Origin of the sequence: Pseudomonas lini, assembly GCF_964063345.1 — a bacterium.
GTDB classification, from domain to species: Bacteria; Pseudomonadota; Gammaproteobacteria; order Pseudomonadales; family Pseudomonadaceae; genus Aquipseudomonas; species Aquipseudomonas lini_B.
The window spans coordinates 4,428,988-4,447,056 of the sequence record NZ_OZ061318.1; the positions used below are offsets into that span (position 1 = coordinate 4,428,988).

Consider the following 18,069-nt stretch of genomic DNA (forward strand, 5'->3'; position numbering starts at 1 on the left):
AGGAGCGAGGCTTGCCCGCGAAAGCGGTGTGTCAGGCAACAGATTTTCACTGGATGGACGCTATCGCGAGCAGGCTCGCTCCCACATCGGACCGCGTCCATTTGGACAACTCGGCCCACTGTGGGAGCGAGCCTGCTCGCGAAGGCGTCTTCAGCCAACCCAGCAAAGCCCTCATTACTCATCCCGCCATTCCCCTCCCAGAACAAGATTTGGCGCACCTCCCGTCTTATAAATGAAACACCCTCAGCTATACTCCGCAGCATTTGAACCGCCCCGAGGACTGACTGTGAAGAACTGGACGTTGCGCCAACGCATTTTGGCGAGCTTTGCGGTGATTATCGCGATCATGCTGTTGATGGTCGTGGTGTCTTTTTCCCGGCTGATGAAGATTGACGCTGGCGCGGACAGGGTTCGCACCGATGCGGTTCCCGGGGTGTATTTCAGTTCGATGATCCGCGGGGCCTGGGTCGACAGTTTTAACCTGACCCAGCAGCTTGTCGGCCTTTCCGGCCATCGCGAAATAACCGCCGCCGACCAGGCCATGTACAAGAGCTTCGAAGAGCGCTTGGACGAGCAGATGGCCAACTACCGCAAGACTATTTTCACACCGGACGATCTTGCCCTCTTCGAGGAGTTCGAAGTGCGTCATCGGCTCTACAATCAAGAAATGAGCAATGTCCTCGACCTCTATCAGCGCAAAGAGTACGAGGCAGCGCGTCTTGCCCTGGAGCAAAAGCTCGCGCCGGCATGGGCCAATGGGCGCAAGCAGTTGAGCAGCCTTCTTGAAAATAATCACGCCCTGGCTGAACAATCCACGCTAGCCATCAGTGATGCGGTGACGGCCGCAAAAATCAGCATGGGTGTCTCTTTGCTGGTGGCGATTCTCGTCGCCGGCCTCTGTGGCCTGCTGCTGATGCGCGCGATCATGGCGCCGATGAATCGCATCGTGGAGATCCTCGAAATCATGCGCACCGGCGATCTCAGCAGTCGCCTGGATCTGGATCGCAAGGATGAGTTCGGCGCGGTGGAAACCGGCTTCAACGACATGATGACTGAGCTCACCTCGCTGGTGTCCCAGGCCCAGCGCTCCTCGGTGCAGGTCACCACGTCGGTCACGGAAATCGCCGCGACATCCAAGCAGCAGCAGGCCACGGCCACCGAAACCGCTGCCACCACTACCGAAATCGGTGCGACATCGCGGGAAATCGCCGCCACGTCGCGGGACCTGGTGCGGACCATGACCGAAGTCTCCACCGCCGCCGATCAGGCATCGGTGCTTGCCGGCTCCGGTCAACAAGGCTTGGCGCGCATGGAAGACACCATGCACTCGGTGATGGGCGCGGCGGATCTGGTGAACGCCAAACTGGCGATCCTCAATGAGAAGGCCGGCAACATCAATCAAGTGGTGGTGACCATCGTCAAAGTCGCCGACCAAACCAACCTGCTGTCCCTGAACGCCGCGATCGAAGCCGAGAAGGCCGGTGAGTACGGTCGCGGGTTTGCCGTGGTCGCCACCGAAGTGCGGCGTCTGGCGGACCAGACCGCTGTGGCCACCTACGACATCGAGCAGATGGTGCGCGAGATCCAGTCGGCGGTGTCCGCCGGGGTCATGGGCATGGACAAGTTCTCCGAAGAAGTGCGTCGTGGCATGTCCGAAGTGCAGTCGGTGGGCGAGCAGCTGTCGCAGATCATCCATCAGGTTCAAGCGCTGGCACCACGGGTGTTGATGGTCAATGAAGGCATGCAGGCCCAGGCCACCGGCGCCGAGCAAATCAACCACGCGTTGGTGCAGTTGGGCGATGCCAGCAGCCAGACCGTCGAGTCTCTGCGTCAGGCCAGTTTCGCCATCGATGAGCTGAGCCAGGTGGCCGTGGGGCTGCGTGGCGGCGTCTCGCGATTCAAAGTCTGATGAGTGAACTCGCGGTCAAACGCGGCGCGGTGATGCCAGTGAAACAATCGTTGTTTCTGGTGTTCCGCATCGGCAACGAGCGTTACGCCCTGCAGGCCATCGAGGTGGCCGAAGTGCTGCCGCAACTGCCGTTGAAACCGATTCCCCGGGCGCCGGACTGGGTGGCCGGCGTGTTCGCCTATCGCGGCGCGGTGGTGCCGGTGATCGACCTCAGCGCCCTGACGTTCGGCCAACCGGCTCAGGCTCGCACCAGCACGCGGCTGGTGCTGGTGCACTATCGGCCGGATGAGGCGACGCCTGCGCAATTGCTGGGGCTGATTCTGGAACAGGCCACCGACACGCTGCGCTGCAACCCGGCGGACTTTCAGCCTTATGGCCTGGACAATCGCCAGGCGCCGTATCTCGGGCCGGTGCGCGAAGATGCCCAGGGTTTACTGCAATGGGTGCGGGTTGCCGATTTGCTGGACGAGCAGGTCCGCGCCTTGTTGTTTCCCTCGCCGCCGCTGGACCTGGCGCAGTTTGAGGAGCAGGGATGAGCAGCGATCAAAGGTTTTTCGATTTCCTCAAAGAACGCATCGGCCTCGATGTGGGCTCGGTCGGCCCGGCGCTCATCGAACGCGCGGTGCGCCAGCGTATCACCGCCGTCAGGGTGCCGACGGCCGATGAGTACTGGCACATCCTGCTGGGCTCGCGCGACGAACAACAGGCGCTGATCGAAGCGGTGATCGTCCCCGAGACCTGGTTTTTCCGTTATCCGGAATCCTTTGCCACGCTGGCGAAACTGGCGGCCAAGCGGCTGGCGGCGATCAATAACATGCGCGCCCTGCGGATTCTCAGCCTGCCGTGTTCCACCGGCGAAGAGCCGTACTCCATCGCCATGGCCCTGCTCGATAGCGGGCTGGCGCCGCACCAGTTCAAGGTCGACGGCATGGATGTCAGTCCGCTGTCGGTGGAAAAGGCCAGGCTGGCGCTGTACGGCAAAAATTCGTTTCGTGGCCAGGACATCGACTTTCGCGAGCGGCATTTCACGGCTGAAAACGACCACTATCGTCTCAGCGGGCGCGTGCTTGAGCAGGTGCGTTTGCAGGTCGGCAATTTGCTCGATCCGGCCTTGCTGGCCAGTGAGCCACCCTATGACTTCGTGTTCTGTCGCAATTTGCTGATCTATTTCGATCAGACGACCCAGCAGCAAGTGTTCGATGTACTCAAGCGCCTGACCCACGTCGATGGCGTGCTGTTTATCGGCCCGGCGGAGGGCAGTCTGCTGGGGCGTTTCGGCATGCGCTCGATCGGCATCCCGCAGTCGTTTGCCTTCAGTCGTCAAAGTACGCCGGAACCGCTGGCGACCTTCGTGCCGACGCCGCTGCCGCTTCCGGTGCAACAACCGGTGCGCAGCGTGACACCGCCACCAGTGCGCAGTCGGCCTTTCGCGACGATCGTGCCGATGCCTCAGGTCGCCGCCAACCCTTCGAAATCCATTCCTTCGGACGCCAGCACGCTACTGGCGAACATCGCCGCGCTAGCCAATGAAGGCAAAAGCGCTGAGGCCCGCGCCGCGTGCGACAGTTATTTGCGCAATCACGAGCCGGTAGCACAGGTCTTCTATTGGCTGGGGCTGCTCAGCGATGTCGCCGGCAGCGCGCTCGAGGCCCAGGGTTTTTATCGCAAGGCGTTGTACCTCGAACCGCAACACCCCGACGCATTGATGCACCTGGCCGCCTTGCTGCAGTCCCAGGGCGACACGGCCGGTGCCAGACGATTACAGGCCCGCGCCGCCCGCAGCGAGCGCGCCGCTGACAGTGAGCGTAAACGATGAACGCCGCCGACACCTTGAGCGTCACCCATGAAGATGCCCAGGCCATCGATGACTGCTGGAACCGCATCGGTATCCACGGCGACAAGTCCTGCCCGCTGCTGAGCGAGCACATTCATTGCCGCAATTGCGCGGTGTATTCGGCTGCCGCCACGCGCTTGCTCGACCGCTATGCCTTACAGCAGGACGACCGCGAGCAAGTCTCCACAGTGGCTGGGAGCGATGTGAAAACCCGCTCGCTGCTGATGTTTCGCCTCGGCGAAGAATGGCTGGGCCTGGCCACTCGCAGCCTGGTCGAAGTGGCGCCGCTGCAGGCGATTCACTCGTTGCCGCATCAGCGCTCCCGAGCATTGCTCGGTGTGGCGAATGTGCGCGGTGCCTTGGTGGCGTGCCTGTCGCTGGTGGAACTGCTGGGGCTCGACGCCACCAGTGGCGTGGCGTCCGGCGCGCGGGTGATGCCGCGGATGCTGATCATTGCCGCTCACGGCGGGCCAGTGGTGGTGCCGGTGGACGAGGTCGATGGGATTCATGCCATCGACGAGCGCATTCTCGAAGCGGCGTCTCAGTCCGGCACCCAGGCCAGCGCCAAATACACCCGTGGCGTTTTGCAATTCAAAGGTCGCAGCCTGCGTTGGCTGGATGAAGAACAGCTGCTGTCCGCCGTGACCCGGAGCCTCACATGACCCCCGAGCAGATGCGTGACGCCTCTTTGCTGGAACTCTTCAGCCTGGAAGCCGAGGCCCAGACCCTGGTGCTGAGCGCAGGCCTGTTGGCGCTTGAGCGCGATCCGACCCAGGCCGACTACCTTGAGTCGTGCATGCGCGCGGCCCATTCGCTCAAGGGCGCGGCGCGGATTGTCGGTGTCGATGCCGGGGTCAGCGTCGCTCATGTGATGGAAGATTACCTGGTCAGCGCCCAGGAAGGGCGCCTGTACCTGCGGCCCGAACACATTGATGCATTGTTGCAAGGCACCGATCTGCTGATGCGGATTGCGACGCCGGGCAACGCTCCGGCGCCTGCGGATATCGACGCTTACGTTGTCTTGATGGGACGGCTGCTTGATCACATGGCGGCCACGGCCCCCATGACGCCGTCGATGGCAGAACTTCAGCTGGAACCGCCGACGCCCAAGGTTGAGCCGCCCATGCCGGCCGCCACCGAAGCCTCCCCGGCAGCGCCCGGCGAGCCGGCGCCCATGGCTAAACGCACCACCGAAAGTGGCGAACGTGTATTACGCGTCACGGCCGAGCGCTTGAACAGCCTGCTCGATTTGTCCAGTAAATCCTTGGTGGAAACCCAGCGGCTCAAGCCGCACCTGGCCACCATGCAGCGCCTTAAACGCATGCAGAACAACGGCCTGCGGGCGCTGGAAAACCTCAACGTCCATCTCAAGGACCATGCCTTGAGCCTCGAAGCCCTGGAAGCCTTGGGCGATGCCCGTCGATTACTGGCGGAGTCCCAGCGATTGCTCGCGGAAAAAAACGCCGAGCTCGATGAGTTCGCCTGGCACGCCAGTCAGCGCGCACAGGTGTTGTATGACACGGCGCTGGCCTGTCGCATGCGGCCGTTCGCCGACGTGCTGAGTGGACAAGTGCGCATGGTTCGCGATCTCGGCCGCAACCTCGGTAAGCAGGTGCGGCTGGAGATCGAGGGCGACAAGACTCAAGTCGATCGCGACGTTCTGGAAAAACTCGAAGCGCCGCTGACGCACCTGCTGCGCAATGCGGTGGATCACGGCATCGAAACCCGGGAACAACGGCTATTGGCCGGTAAACCGGAGGAAGGCCTTATCCGTCTGCGCGCGTCCCATCAAGCCGGTCTGCTGGTGTTGGAGCTCAGCGATGATGGCAATGGCGTCGATCTGGAAAAACTGCGCCGCAATATCGTCGAGCGGCAGTTATCCCCAGCCGAGACCGCCGCTCAGTTGAGCGAAGAGGAGCTGCTGACGTTCCTGTTTCTGCCGGGTTTCAGCCTGCGCGACTCCGTTACTGAAGTTTCCGGGCGCGGCGTTGGCCTGGATGCGGTTCAGCACATGGTTCGCCAATTGCGCGGCGCCGTGGTGCTGGAGCAGACGGCGGGCGCGGGCAGCCGCTTTCATCTCGAAGTGCCGCTGACCCTGTCGGTGGTGCGCAGCCTGGTGGTGGAAGTCGGTGACGAGGCGTATGCCTTCCCGCTGGCGCACATCGAGCGCATGTGCGACCTGGAGCCTGCGGACATCGTGCAGGTCGAAGGGCGGCAGCACTTCTGGCACGAAGGCCGGCATGTCGGGCTGGTCGCCGCCAGTCAGCTGTTAAATCGCCCGGCGAGCCAGAACAGCACGCAGACCCTCAAAGTCGTGGTCATCCGCGAACGCGAGGCGATCTACGGAGTGGCGGTCGAGCGGTTTATCGGCGAGCGGACGCTGGTGGTGCTGCCGCTGGACGAGCGCCTGGGCAAGGTGCAGGACATTTCTGCCGGCGCCTTGCTCGACGACGGCTCGGTGGTGCTAATCGTCGACGTCGAAGACATGCTGCGTTCGGTGGATAAATTGCTCAATACCGGGCGTTTGGAGCGCATTGCCCGGCATGCCAATCAGGCCGTCGAAGCGGCGCGTAAACGGATTCTGGTGGTGGATGACTCGCTGACTGTTCGTGAGTTGCAGCGCAAATTACTGCTCAATCGCGGTTACGACGTCGCCGTGGCGGTGGACGGTATGGATGGCTGGAACGCCCTGCGTTCGGAGGATTTCGATCTGCTGATCACCGACATCGACATGCCACGCATGGATGGCATCGAGCTGGTGTCTTTATTGCGCCGCGATAACCGCCTGCAATCCCTGCCGGTGATGGTGGTGTCCTACAAGGACCGCGAAGAAGATCGCCGCCGTGGACTGGACGCCGGAGCCGACTATTATCTAGCCAAAGCGAGTTTTCATGATGACGCTTTGCTGGATGCAGTGGTTGAGCTCATTGGAGGCGCGCGGGCATGAAAATCGCTATCGTCAACGACATGCCCATGGCGGTAGAGGCCTTGCGCCGCGCTTTGGCGTTCGAACCGGCGCACGAGGTGGTCTGGGTCGCCGGTAATGGGGCAGAGGCGGTGCAACGTTGCGCCGAATACACCCCGGATCTGATCCTGATGGATTTGATCATGCCGTTGATGGACGGTGTGGAAGCGACCCGGCGGATCATGGCCGAGACCCCGTGCGCGATTGTCATTGTCACCGTCGACCGCGAGCAGAACGTGCACCGGGTGTTCGAAGCCATGGGCTACGGCGCGCTGGATGTGGTTGATACCCCGGCTATCGGGGGTGGCAATCCTCAGGAAGCCGCCGCACCGCTGCTGCGCAAGATCATGAACATTGGCTGGCTGATCGGCGACAAGAGCAATCGGGTGCGATCGGCACCGAGCTCACACCGCCACTCGTCCTCGCGCCAGCATTTGGTGGCCATCGGTTCATCCGCTGGCGGGCCGGCGGCGCTGGAAGTGCTGCTCAAAGGCCTGCCTCGAGATTTTTCGGCGGCCATCGTGCTGGTCCAGCATGTGGATCAGGTGTTCGCCGCCGGCATGGCCGAATGGCTGGCCAGCGCCAGTGGCCTGGACGTGCGCCTGGCCCAGGAAGGCGAACCGCCGCAAAGCGGCACGGTTCTGCTGGCCGGGACCAACCATCATATTCGCTTGCTGAAAAACGGCACGCTGGCCTATACCGCCGAACCGGTCAACGAGATCTATCGGCCTTCGATCAATGTGTTTTTCGAGAGTGTGGCCAGTTATTGGAGCGGTGACGCCGTGGGCGTTCTGCTGACCGGTATGGGGCGCGACGGCGCGCAGGGGCTTAAACTCATGCGCCAGCAGGGCTACCTGACCATCGCCCAGGATCAACAAAGCAGTGCGGTGTACGGCATGCCGAAGGCGGCCGCGACCCTTAACGCGGCTGTGGAAATTCGCCCACTGGACAAGATAGCGCCACGATTGCTGGAAATCTTCTCAAAATGACTATCATTAGCAGCAATCGTGGCCAAAGCAGTACTCAGGTGACCGCACATGAATGACTTACAGCTCGACGACTTCAAAACCGATGAAAACGCCGCCATGGTGTTGTTGGTGGACGATCAGGCGATGATCGGCGAGGCAGTGCGGCGTGGTTTGTCGAACGAAGAAAACATCGACTTCCATTTCTGTGCCGACCCGCACCAGGCCATCGCCCAAGCGATCCGCATCAAGCCGACGGTGATCCTTCAGGATCTGGTCATGCCCGGCCTCGACGGCCTGAGCCTGGTGCGCGAATACCGTAATCACCCCGCGACCAAGGACATTCCGATCATTGTCCTGTCGACCAAGGAAGACCCACTGATCAAGAGCGCGGCGTTTGCCGCCGGCGCCAATGATTACCTGGTCAAGCTGCCGGACAACATCGAACTGGTGGCGCGCATCCGCTATCACTCGCGCTCCTACATGACCCTGCTGCAGCGTGACGCGGCGTATCGCGCGCTGCGGGTCAGCCAGCAGCAGTTGCTCGATACCAATCTGGTGCTGCAACGCTTGATGAACTCCGACGGCCTGACCGGGCTGTCGAACCGCCGGCATTTCGACGAATACCTGGAGCTGGAGTGGCGGCGCTCGCTGCGGGACCAGACCCAACTGTCGTTGCTGATGATCGACGTCGATTACTTCAAGTCCTACAACGACAGCTTTGGACACCTCGAAGGCGACGAGGCGCTGCGCAAAGTCGCCACGGCGATTCGCGACGCCAGCTCCAGACCGTCGGACTTGCCGGCCCGTTACGGCGGCGAAGAGTTCGTCCTGGTCCTGCCCAACACCTCACCGGGTGGTGCGCGGATGGTGGCGGAAAAACTGCGCCTGACTGTCGCTGCTTTGAAAATTCCGCACATATCCCCGACCGAAGGTTCGAGCCTGACCATCAGCATCGGCCTGTCGACCATGACCCCGCAGCCGGGCAGCGATTGCCGGCAATTGATCTTGGCGGCGGACAAGGGGCTGTATCTGGCGAAGAACAATGGGCGTAATCAGGTGGGGATTGAATGAACCATCAGGTTCATTCGCCGCTAAAGCCGCCAGGCGGGCTGCCTTGACAGCCTGATTACGGTATACTCGCCGGCTTTCAAAAGTTCGCCAACGAGTGCTGCCCGCCATGGAAATCAACCCGATCCTTAACAGTATCAAGGACCTGTCCGAGCGCTCCGAAACTATTCGGGGGTATCTTTGACTACGATCAAAAGCATGAGCGTCTGACTGAAGTCAATCGCGAGCTTGAAGATCCGTCTGTCTGGAACAACCCGTCGTACGCTCAGGAGCTGGGCCGCGAGCGGTCGCTGCTGGCTCAGATCGTCGAAACCCTCGACGAAATGCACAGCGGCCTGGCCGATGCCAAAGACCTGCTGCTGATGTCTGCCGAAGAAGAAGACCAGGCCGCCGTCGATGACGTCGCTGCCGAAGTCGAGCGTCTGCGCGAGTCCCTGGAAAAACTTGAATTCCGTCGCATGTTCAGCGGTGAGATGGACGCCAACAACGCCTACCTGGACATCCAGGCCGGCTCCGGCGGTACCGAGGCTCAGGACTGGGCCAACATCCTGCTGCGCATGTACCTGCGCTGGGCCGACAAACGCGGTTTCGACGCGACCATCATGGAGCTGTCGGCCGGTGAAGTCGCCGGTATCAAAGGCGCTACCGTGCACATCAAGGGCGAATACGCCTTTGGCTGGCTGCGAACCGAAATCGGCGTGCACCGCTTGGTGCGCAAGAGCCCGTTCGACTCCGGCAACCGTCGTCACACCTCGTTCTCGGCCGTGTTCGTGTCGCCGGAAATCGATGACAACATCGAAATCGACATCAACCCATCGGACCTGCGCATCGACACCTACCGCTCCTCCGGGGCCGGTGGTCAGCACGTTAACACCACCGACTCGGCCGTACGGATTACTCACGTACCGACCAACACCGTGGTCAGCTGCCAGAACGAACGTTCCCAGCATGCGAACAAAGACACCGCGATGAAAATGTTGCGGGCGCGTTTGTATGAGCAGGAAGTGCAGAAGCGCAACGCCGCTTCCCAGGCCCTGGAAGACACCAAGTCGGATATCGGCTGGGGTCACCAGATCCGTTCGTACGTGCTCGATGCCTCGCGGATCAAGGATCTGCGTACCAACATCGAACGCAGCGACTGCGACAAGGTGCTCGACGGCGACATCGACGAATACCTGGTGGCCAGCCTCAAACAAGGCTTGTAAGACATGCATACAGTGATCAGCTGATTCACCGCGATCCTGTGGGAGCGGGCTTGCCCGCGATCCCCAGCCGAAGGCTGGGGGCAACGAACCTGTGATGGAATATTTAAAGACATGAGCGACCTACAACTCGATCCGCAAGCCCTGCAACAGGAAGAAAACTCCCTGATCGCCCTGCGCAAGGAAAAGCTTGCTGCCGAGCGCGCCAAGGGCAATGCCTTCCCCAACGACTTCCGCCGCGACAATTACTGCGAAGATTTGCAGAAACAGTACGCGGACAAGACCAAGGAAGAGCTGGCAGAGGCTGCGATCCCGGTCAAGGTGGCGGGTCGCATCATGCTCAACCGTGGCTCGTTCATGGTGATTCAGGACATGACCGGGCGGATTCAGGTTTACGTCAACCGTAAAACCCTGTCCGAAGACACCCTGGCCGCGGTGAAAACCTGGGACATGGGCGACATCATTGCAGCCGAAGGCACCCTGGCCCGTTCCGGCAAAGGCGACCTGTACGTCGAAATGACCAGCGTGCGTCTGCTGACCAAATCCCTGCGTCCGCTGCCGGACAAGCACCACGGCCTGACCGACACCGAACAGCGTTACCGTCAGCGTTACGTCGACCTGATCGTCAACGAAGAGGTTCGCCAGACCTTCCGCGTTCGTTCGCAAGTGATTGCGCACATCCGCAGCTTCCTGATGAAGCGTGACTTCCTGGAAGTGGAAACGCCGATGCTGCAAACCATTCCAGGCGGCGCGGCGGCCAAGCCGTTCGAGACTCACCACAACGCGCTGGACATGGAAATGTTCCTGCGTATCGCGCCTGAACTGTACCTCAAGCGCTTGGTAGTCGGCGGTTTCGAAAAAGTCTTCGAGATCAACCGCAACTTCCGTAACGAAGGCGTTTCGACGCGTCACAACCCTGAATTCACCATGTTGGAGTTCTACCAGGCTTACGCCGACTACGAAGACAACATGGACCTGACCGAAGAGCTGTTCCGCGAACTGGCTCAACTGGTTCTGGGCAGCACCGACGTGCCTTACGGCGACAAGGTGTTCCACTTCGGCGAGCCGTTCGTGCGTCTGTCGGTGTTTGATTCGATCCTCAAGTACAACCCTGAGCTGACCGCTGACGACCTGACTGACATCGATAAGGCCCGCACCATCGCCAAGAAGGCCGGCGCCAAGGTGCTGGGCTTTGAAGGTCTGGGCAAACTGCAGGTGATGATTTTCGAAGAACTGGTCGAGCACAAGCTGGAACAGCCGCACTTCATCACTCAGTATCCGTTCGAAGTGTCGCCGCTGGCCCGTCGTAACGACGACAACCCGAATGTCACCGACCGTTTCGAACTGTTCATCGGCGGCCGTGAAATCGCCAACGCCTACTCCGAATTGAACGACGCGGAAGACCAGGCTGAGCGCTTCATGGCGCAGGTGGCCGACAAGGACGCCGGCGACGACGAAGCCATGCACTACGACGCCGACTTCGTTCGCGCGCTGGAGTACGGCATGCCGCCGACGGCCGGTGAAGGGATCGGCATCGACCGTCTGGTGATGTTGCTGACCAACTCACCGTCGATCCGGGACGTGATCCTGTTCCCGCACATGCGGCCACAAGCGTAAGTGTTTCAATTAAAAAGCCGCCTATAACAGGCGGCTTTTTATTGCCTGTCTGGTACAAACGTATCAATTGGTTACTTTTGACGTTTAGAGAGGAATACCTGTCGTGAATCGTGCAATTGCTCAAGAAGGTGCAGCGGGTATCGCCACTGCGGTCGCTGAAAGTGTTCAGTACCAGGGCCGCAAAGCCAGCCGACAGGGCAGTGAACAGCGTCGACAGGACATTCTCGACGCTGCGATGCGCATTGTCGTGCGCGATGGCGTGCGGGCCGTGCGACACCGTGCAGTAGCCGCCGAGGCCTGTGTGCCGCTGTCGGCCACCACGTACTATTTCAAGGACATCGATGACCTGCTCACCGATACCTTCGCCCAATACGTGGAACGTAGCGCGGCGTTCATGGCCCGGTTGTGGGCCAGCAACGAAGGCCTGTTGCGCGAGATGGTTGTCAGTGGCGATGGCACCCCCGAGTCCCGCTCACAACTGGCGGACGATATCGCACGGCTGATGGCTGACTATGTTCATCGGCAATTGATCAATCGCCGCGAGCACTTGATGGCCGAACAAGCCTTCCGCCAGGAAGCCTTGCTCAACCCGCGTCTGGCGTTGTTGGTGCGCTCCCATCAGCAAATTCTCCTGCAGGGCACCTGCCAACTTTTTGAAGTATTGGGTTCCCGTGAGCCACAACAGGATGCCAAAGTGTTGACTGCGATTATCGGACGGATGGAATATCAGGGCCTGCTCAACGACGCCGAGCCTGTTGCCGAAGAGGAAATGCTCGGCATCCTCAACCGCTATATGCATTTGGTGCTGGCGTCGGTGTAACCCTGGACTCCGATCGTTCCCACGCTCTGCGTGGGAATGCCGCCCGGGACGCTCCGCGTCCCTTACCGACGTGACGCAGAGCGTCACCGGATGCATTCCCACGCAGAGCGTGGGAACGATCAACGCGCAAAAGTCATCGTGTATCGATAGGGAGTGTTGAATGAAAGCCTGGCGCGTCATTGTGATCGCCTTGTCGATCCTGCTGCTCAGTGGCTGTCTGGTGACCTTCAAGGAACCGCTGCCCGCCAGCGAGCCCGCGCCCAAAGGGCTGCTCGGTAAATGGACCAGCACCAATGCCTGGGGCGAGCCGATGAACCTGGAGTTGACACGTATTGGTGACAATCGCTATCAGGCGATCAGCTACTTCAAGGCCAAGCCCAATGAGCGTGAAGCCTATCCCTTCACTGTGTCGCGCCATGGCAATCGCTGGTACCTGTCGGCGAAAGTGCCGGCGCAGTTCGGCGGGAACTTCACCATCACCGGTTTCGAGCTCAACGATAAGCATGAACTGGTGGTCTATAACCTCGACCTCGAGCAGATCAAACAGGCCATGGGCCAAGAAGCCCTCAGTGGCCAAGGCTTCCGGACCGATGACGGCGACGGGGTGTTGATCAACAACAGCCTGGATCAGGTGTTCGCCTACCTCGATGATCCGGCCAATTCCGATGTTTTCGTCGAAGCGGTGCGCTACCAGCGCCTGGCCAAAACCAAATAAACCCAGCACGTAACGGTTTTACTACAGGAGTTTCGGGTGGACGAATACCAGCAGACGATACGCATTTTGTCCGATCGCATAGTGCTGGCGCAGACGCCGATTCGCGTTCTGGATGCGGTCAAGTGGGACGACAGCATTCGCAAGGGGTTCTTCAAAGGCAAGGGCAAGGAAATGCCGGCCGTGGACCGCGACTATTACCTCAATCGACCGCTGGCATTTGATTCCAGCAAAGTGAAGCTGGAATTCCAGAACATCGAACGCGACATCACCCGCCAGCTCGGCCAGTTCAACCCGGTCGGGCAGATCATGCGCCGCATGTGCAAGGAATACCGCATGGTGATACGCATGCTTGAGGCGCGCGGCACCGAGGATTTCGGGCTGATTTCCCAGGAATTGTATGGCGCGGCGTCCGATGCGTTTCACGCCGGTGACCCGACCCTGGCCGACCTGGGCCTGATGCTTTCCGATTACCTGAACAACATCGATGGCCGTGGCGACCTCAAGGACGAACCGAAAGTCCTCACCGCCAAGGAAGCCGTCGACCTGCTGCAACATCGGTTGAACAAGGTGTTTGGCGAAAACGAGGAAACCATTCGGGTATTCGAGTCCGACGGGATCGTCGCCGATGCGGCGGCTGGCGCCGACTACATCAAGATCCGCGCCGACGCGATGTTCAACGACCGCGACGTGCGTGCGCTGGAAGTCCACGAAGGGCTGGTGCATGTGGGCACCACGCTCAACGGCCTGAATCAGCCGATCTGCACCTTCCTGTCCAAAGGCCCGCCGTCGTCCACTGTGACGCAGGAAGGCCTGGCGATCCTGATGGAAATCATCACCTTCGCCTCCTATCCGAGCCGCCTGCGCAAACTGACCAATCGCACTCGTGCCATTCATATGGTGGAGGAGGGCGCGGACTTCTTGCAGATCTACGATTTCTTCTGTGAGCAAGGCTTCGAAATGGCCGAAAGCTACGGCAACGCGAGTCGGGTTTTCCGTGGCTCGGTGCCGACCGGTCTGCCATTTACCAAAGACTTGTCCTACCTCAAGGGCTTTATCATGGTTTACAACTACATTCAGTTGGCCGTGCGTAAAGGCAAATTGGAGCAGATACCGCTATTGTTTTGCGGCAAGACCACGCTGGAAGACATGCGGACCTTGCGCCAATTGGTGGACGAAGGCCTGGTCGTGCCGCCCAAGTACCTGCCCGACCAATTCCGTGACATGAACGCGCTATCGGCCTGGATGTGCTTCTCCAACTTCCTCAACCACCTGAGCCTGGACCGGATCGAAGCGGATTATTCCAATATCCTGTGAGCAACGAATCCCCCTGTGGGAGCGGGCTTGCCCGCGATAGCGATGTCACAGTCAACATTAATGTTGAATGCTAAGCCGCCATCGCGGGCAAGCCCGCTCCCACAGGTAAGTCATTTATCACAGGATCGTGTTTCAACCCCCATTTTTCGCGAGGCTTCACCGGATGAGAATCCTCGGCATCTTTTGCTTGCTCCTGGCCCTCGGCGGTTGCGACTCTCTGCTGTTCTATCCCGAGCCCGGCCAGCCGTTCACCCCGGAAAAAGCCAAACTCGAATTCCGCGATGTCACCCTGACCACCGCCGACGGCCTTAAGCTGCATGGCTGGTGGCTGCCGGCGAAAAAAGGTGTCGAGGTCAAAGGCACCGTGCTGCATTTGCACGGCAACGGCGGCAACCTGGCGTGGCATTTGGGTGGGAGCTGGTGGTTGCCGGAGCAGGGCTATCAAGTGTTGCTGGTGGACTATCGCGGGTACGGCTTGTCCGAAGGTAAACCGGCGTTGCCGGCGATCTATCAGGACATCGACGCCGCTTTCAAATGGCTCGACCAGGCCCCGGAGGTCAAGGGCAAGCCGCTGATCCTTCTCGGTCAGAGCCTTGGCGGTTCGATGGCCGTGCATTTCCTGGCCCAGCATCCCGAGCGCCAGCGGCAACTCAAGGCTTTTGTGCTCGATGGCGTACCTGCCAGCTACCGCGATGTCGGGCGTTTCGCCCTGAGCACGTCATGGATGACCTGGCCGTTCCAGGTGCCGTTGTCCTGGTTGGTGCCGGACGGCGACAGCGCGATCCATTCCATGACGCAGCTCAACGGCGTACCGAAACTGATCTATCACAGTATCGATGATCAGCTGGTGCCCCTTTCCAACGGCATCCGACTGTATCAAGCTGCGCCGCCGCCGCGAGTGCTGCAATTGACCCGGGGCGGTCATGTGCAAACCTTCGCCGACCCGGTCTGGCAAAAGGTCATGTTGCGCTACCTCGAAGACCCGCAGCATTTCAACGGCTTGCGCCGCCTGGGTGAAGTCCCGAATTATCCGGCACCCCCGAATTCTGAAGATGAACCACCAGAGAGTCCGCAATGAGTGAAGAACGTAACGCCATCCCGCTGATCATCACCGGTATTTGCAGCATCCTCGGCACCGTTGGCGCCCTGTGGTGGTACGGCTACCTGCACTTTGCCAAACCCGAAGATGCGCTGCTGCTCAGCGACTTCACCATGCTCAAGACCGTGCCGGGCGAAGACTATAAAGTTTCCCTGGAACCAGCCCCGCAAGTGGCCCAGTGCATCGATGGCGTGCTGGTGCTGTTCGACACCGAACAGAAAGGCCTGACCGGCGTGCTGATCAACGGCAAGAAAAAAGCCGTGCGCTGCATGGGCCAGGAAACCCCGCAAAAACTCGAGCAATAACCTCCACATCCATTGGCAACGATGAACCCCTGTGGCGAGGGGGCTTGCCCCCGTTCGGCTGCGAAGCAGTCGTGAGACCATCCCACCAGATATACCTGACAAAACGCGAATGCGGGTTTTAGGGCCGCTACGCGCCCCAACGGGGGCAAGCCCCCTCGCCACAGGGTGTTTACTCACGGAGCGAGTATTCAGCCAATTAAAAGCCCCGCCTGATCGACTCAGGCGGGGCTTTTAAGTTTCAGCGTGGCCAGTTTACTTGGCGCTGATCGCCGAACGCGGTACGACCGGCTGGTTGTCATTGGAAATGGTCACTTCCACCCGACGGTTCATCGCGCGGCCCGAAACACTGGAGTTCTCCGCCACCGGGTATTCCTTGCCATAACCCTGGGCCACGATGCGTGCAGGGTCTACACCCATCTTGATCAGGGCCACTTGCACCGAGGTCGCACGACGCTCGGACAGCGATTGGTTGTACGACTCCGAGCCGGTGCTGTCGGTGTAGCCTTCGACGATCGCTTTACGGTCCGGGTTTTCCTGGAGGAACTGCGCCAGTTTGTTGATGTTCACCAAACCGTTGGACTTCAGGTCCGCCTTGTTGGTGGCGAACAGCACATCACCAAATGTCACCAACGTGCCGCGATCGGTCTGTTTGGCGTTCAAGCTGTCTTGCAGCTGTTTGATCTGCTGGTCGCGGGCATCCAGACGAGCCTGGGCCCGTTGTGCCGCTGCATTTTTCAGGTTGTTTTCAGCGGTGCGCAGGGCGATGGTCTGCTTGGCCACTTCAACACGCTGATTGGTCAGGTAAGCCAGTTGGTCGACCTTGGCCTGGTCTTCCCGGTCCAGATAAGCCTTGTCGGCCTTGTCCAGGTATTCGCTGGCATCTTTGGTTTCCAGCGCCGCAACTTTGCTCGCTTGCGGGTTGGCTTGAAGGCCGGAGTAGTTGGTACGGGCTTGTTCCAGGTTCGCGTTGGGCGGTGTGGAGCAGGCAGCCAGTGCAACGCTTGCGGCCAGGAGGGCGGGGATCATCAATTGTTTGCGCATAATGGTTCGTCCTTTCTATCGATAAGAGTTTCAGGTCTGAAAATCGGGATGCGCGCTTACTGCACGGTGCGCTGACTTTCCTGACGCAGTTCCTGAACACCTTTCTGGGAGTCCTTCACAGCTTGTTCGGCTTTCATCGCCTGGGCCTTGCGCTCGGCGACACGGGCGTCCCACTCGGCTTGCTCGGCCAGCATTCTGGCTTCGTCATACTTCTTGTCGTGCATGGCGATTTCGGCTTGTTTGAGCTTGTCTTGAGCGGCCTTCATTTCCACGGCGGCGAATTCGGTACCGCCGGCGCTGACGGCGTTGTTCACGGCCGATTGGGTCACCGCGTATTGCTCGCTCGGCGGGTTACCGGCGCAACCGGCCAGAACGAAGCTGCTGCCGATGGCAAGGGCCGCCAGTTTGAGACCGCGCAGGTGGGTGAACGAGGATGGGGCAGTGCTGGTCTTCATGGTCTTCAACTCCATTGGATAACTCCTGAAAAACATCTGAATCCATCCTGGGCAAGGAGCCGCAACCTTCAATTCCAGAGTGCTTTTTGAAACGGCCGTCCCAGGCGTGGTTACTGGGTTGACCCAAAGTGTTTTTCAAAAGTTCAGAGAAGATGGCTTTTCGCCCGAAAAAAACCTGATCGAGCGGACAAGGCTCTAGGACGGGAACTTTAGCGATGTGCAGTGGTATCTCTGGGCTTTCATAGGCTCAGGAGTGCATCATTTTTAAGGAGGAATGCGACCCTTGTGGGAGCGAGCTTGCTCGCGATAGCGTCAGCACAGTCGACATCAATGGTGGCTGACCGACAGCTATCGCGAGCAAGCTCGCTCCCACAATTTTATATGGGTTGGATCAGTGTTTTTGCTTGTCAATCGGTCGATAGATCATGCAAATGACGACGGGACAAGGCGAGAAAACGCGGGGTCGGACCGACGTCTTCGTACAGCGGGTCGCCTTCTTCGTCGGTGGCTACTACCGTTGACCCTTTCACGTACGGAAAACTCGCTTCGAGTTCTTCCAGGGCGGCGCCGATCAACTCGCCGAGCAGTTCTTCGGGGTGCCGTTTGGGGTACATCTCGATAATCGCCGCCAGCCGTGCGGCGGCCTCCACGTCCAGACGAATCGTGTAGCCCGAGTCGGTCAGGCGACCCTTGGCGTTTTCTTCCCAGTGCTTGGCGAGCTCGCGGATTTTCATAATGACCTCATGACGCACCTGCT

At 60.1% G+C, this 18,069-nt stretch carries 17 protein-coding genes; 14 read left to right on the forward strand and 3 right to left on the reverse strand.

Annotation, left to right across the window (positions count from 1 at the left end):
- Nucleotides 1-286 precede the first annotated feature (286 nt).
- From AB3226_RS19940 to AB3226_RS20005, 14 genes are all read left to right on the forward strand, one after another.
- Entirely contained in the window at nucleotides 287-1,909 is a 1,623-nt protein-coding gene (locus AB3226_RS19940) for a methyl-accepting chemotaxis protein (RefSeq protein WP_367374305.1), read from the forward strand.
- A complete protein-coding gene (locus AB3226_RS19945; protein ID WP_123360665.1) occupies nucleotides 1,909-2,445 on the forward strand; it encodes a chemotaxis protein CheW in 537 nt (178 codons plus the stop codon). Before AB3226_RS19940 ends, AB3226_RS19945 begins: the two co-directional genes overlap by 1 nt.
- A complete protein-coding gene (locus AB3226_RS19950) occupies nucleotides 2,442-3,725 on the forward strand; it encodes a CheR family methyltransferase (protein ID WP_367374306.1) in 1,284 nt (427 codons plus the stop codon). The genes AB3226_RS19945 and AB3226_RS19950 overlap by 4 nt, the downstream gene beginning before the upstream one ends.
- Nucleotides 3,722-4,405: a chemotaxis protein CheW gene (locus tag AB3226_RS19955; protein ID WP_367374307.1), complete on the forward strand. Its 684-nt coding sequence runs from the start codon at nucleotides 3,722-3,724 to the stop codon at nucleotides 4,403-4,405. The genes AB3226_RS19950 and AB3226_RS19955 overlap by 4 nt, the downstream gene beginning before the upstream one ends.
- The gene (locus AB3226_RS19960; RefSeq protein ID WP_367374308.1) at nucleotides 4,402-6,690 is read left to right on the forward strand and encodes a hybrid sensor histidine kinase/response regulator; all 2,289 of its coding nucleotides are present in this window, start codon (nucleotides 4,402-4,404) and stop codon (nucleotides 6,688-6,690) included. Before AB3226_RS19955 ends, AB3226_RS19960 begins: the two co-directional genes overlap by 4 nt.
- Nucleotides 6,687-7,697 (forward strand): chemotaxis response regulator protein-glutamate methylesterase, encoded by a 1,011-nt coding sequence (locus tag AB3226_RS19965; protein WP_367374309.1) that lies wholly within the window; start codon nucleotides 6,687-6,689, stop codon nucleotides 7,695-7,697. Before AB3226_RS19960 ends, AB3226_RS19965 begins: the two co-directional genes overlap by 4 nt.
- A gap of 48 nt (nucleotides 7,698-7,745) precedes the next feature.
- Complete coding sequence (locus AB3226_RS19970; protein WP_367374310.1) at nucleotides 7,746-8,747, forward strand: diguanylate cyclase domain-containing protein; 1,002 nt, start codon at nucleotides 7,746-7,748, stop codon at nucleotides 8,745-8,747.
- A gap of 106 nt (nucleotides 8,748-8,853) precedes the next feature.
- Nucleotides 8,854-9,949, forward strand: a protein-coding gene (gene prfB, locus AB3226_RS19975) for a peptide chain release factor 2 (protein ID WP_095920368.1) whose coding sequence is annotated in 2 segments (ribosomal slippage) — nucleotides 8,854-8,925 and nucleotides 8,927-9,949 — 1,095 coding nt in all. Because the reading frame shifts where the segments join, the coding sequence is not laid out codon by codon here.
- A 111-nt stretch (nucleotides 9,950-10,060) separates the two neighbouring features.
- On the forward strand, nucleotides 10,061-11,563 hold the full coding sequence (gene lysS, locus AB3226_RS19980) for a lysine--tRNA ligase (RefSeq protein ID WP_367374311.1): 1,503 nt from the start codon (nucleotides 10,061-10,063) through the stop codon (nucleotides 11,561-11,563).
- Between the two features lie 103 nt (nucleotides 11,564-11,666).
- Nucleotides 11,667-12,383: a TetR/AcrR family transcriptional regulator gene (locus tag AB3226_RS19985; RefSeq protein ID WP_367374312.1), complete on the forward strand. Its 717-nt coding sequence runs from the start codon at nucleotides 11,667-11,669 to the stop codon at nucleotides 12,381-12,383.
- A 160-nt stretch (nucleotides 12,384-12,543) separates the two neighbouring features.
- A complete protein-coding gene (locus AB3226_RS19990) occupies nucleotides 12,544-13,098 on the forward strand; it encodes a hypothetical protein (RefSeq protein ID WP_367374313.1) in 555 nt (184 codons plus the stop codon).
- 36 nt (nucleotides 13,099-13,134) lie between these two features.
- Nucleotides 13,135-14,412, forward strand: a complete 1,278-nt coding sequence (locus tag AB3226_RS19995) for a flavohemoglobin expression-modulating QEGLA motif protein (RefSeq protein WP_367374314.1) — start codon at nucleotides 13,135-13,137, stop codon at nucleotides 14,410-14,412.
- Between the two features lie 163 nt (nucleotides 14,413-14,575).
- Nucleotides 14,576-15,490 (forward strand): alpha/beta hydrolase, encoded by a 915-nt coding sequence (locus tag AB3226_RS20000; protein ID WP_367374315.1) that lies wholly within the window; start codon nucleotides 14,576-14,578, stop codon nucleotides 15,488-15,490.
- Complete coding sequence (locus AB3226_RS20005) at nucleotides 15,487-15,816, forward strand: hypothetical protein (protein ID WP_367374316.1); 330 nt, start codon at nucleotides 15,487-15,489, stop codon at nucleotides 15,814-15,816. The genes AB3226_RS20000 and AB3226_RS20005 overlap by 4 nt, the downstream gene beginning before the upstream one ends.
- 252 nt (nucleotides 15,817-16,068) lie before the next feature.
- On the opposite strand, the gene AB3226_RS20010 is transcribed toward AB3226_RS20005, so the two are convergent.
- The 3 genes from AB3226_RS20010 to AB3226_RS20020 all read right to left on the reverse strand — a co-directional run bounded on the left by AB3226_RS20010 (nucleotide 16,069) and on the right by AB3226_RS20020 (nucleotide 18,046).
- Nucleotides 16,069-16,857: an OmpA family protein gene (locus AB3226_RS20010; protein WP_367374317.1), complete on the reverse strand. Its 789-nt coding sequence runs from the start codon at nucleotides 16,855-16,857 to the stop codon at nucleotides 16,069-16,071.
- A 56-nt stretch (nucleotides 16,858-16,913) separates the two neighbouring features.
- Nucleotides 16,914-17,327 (reverse strand): DUF4398 domain-containing protein, encoded by a 414-nt coding sequence (locus AB3226_RS20015; protein ID WP_052967474.1) that lies wholly within the window; start codon nucleotides 17,325-17,327, stop codon nucleotides 16,914-16,916.
- Between the two features lie 392 nt (nucleotides 17,328-17,719).
- The gene (locus AB3226_RS20020) at nucleotides 17,720-18,046 is read right to left on the reverse strand and encodes a hypothetical protein (protein WP_038979122.1); all 327 of its coding nucleotides are present in this window, start codon (nucleotides 18,044-18,046) and stop codon (nucleotides 17,720-17,722) included.
- Between the last annotated feature and the right edge of the window lie 23 nt (nucleotides 18,047-18,069).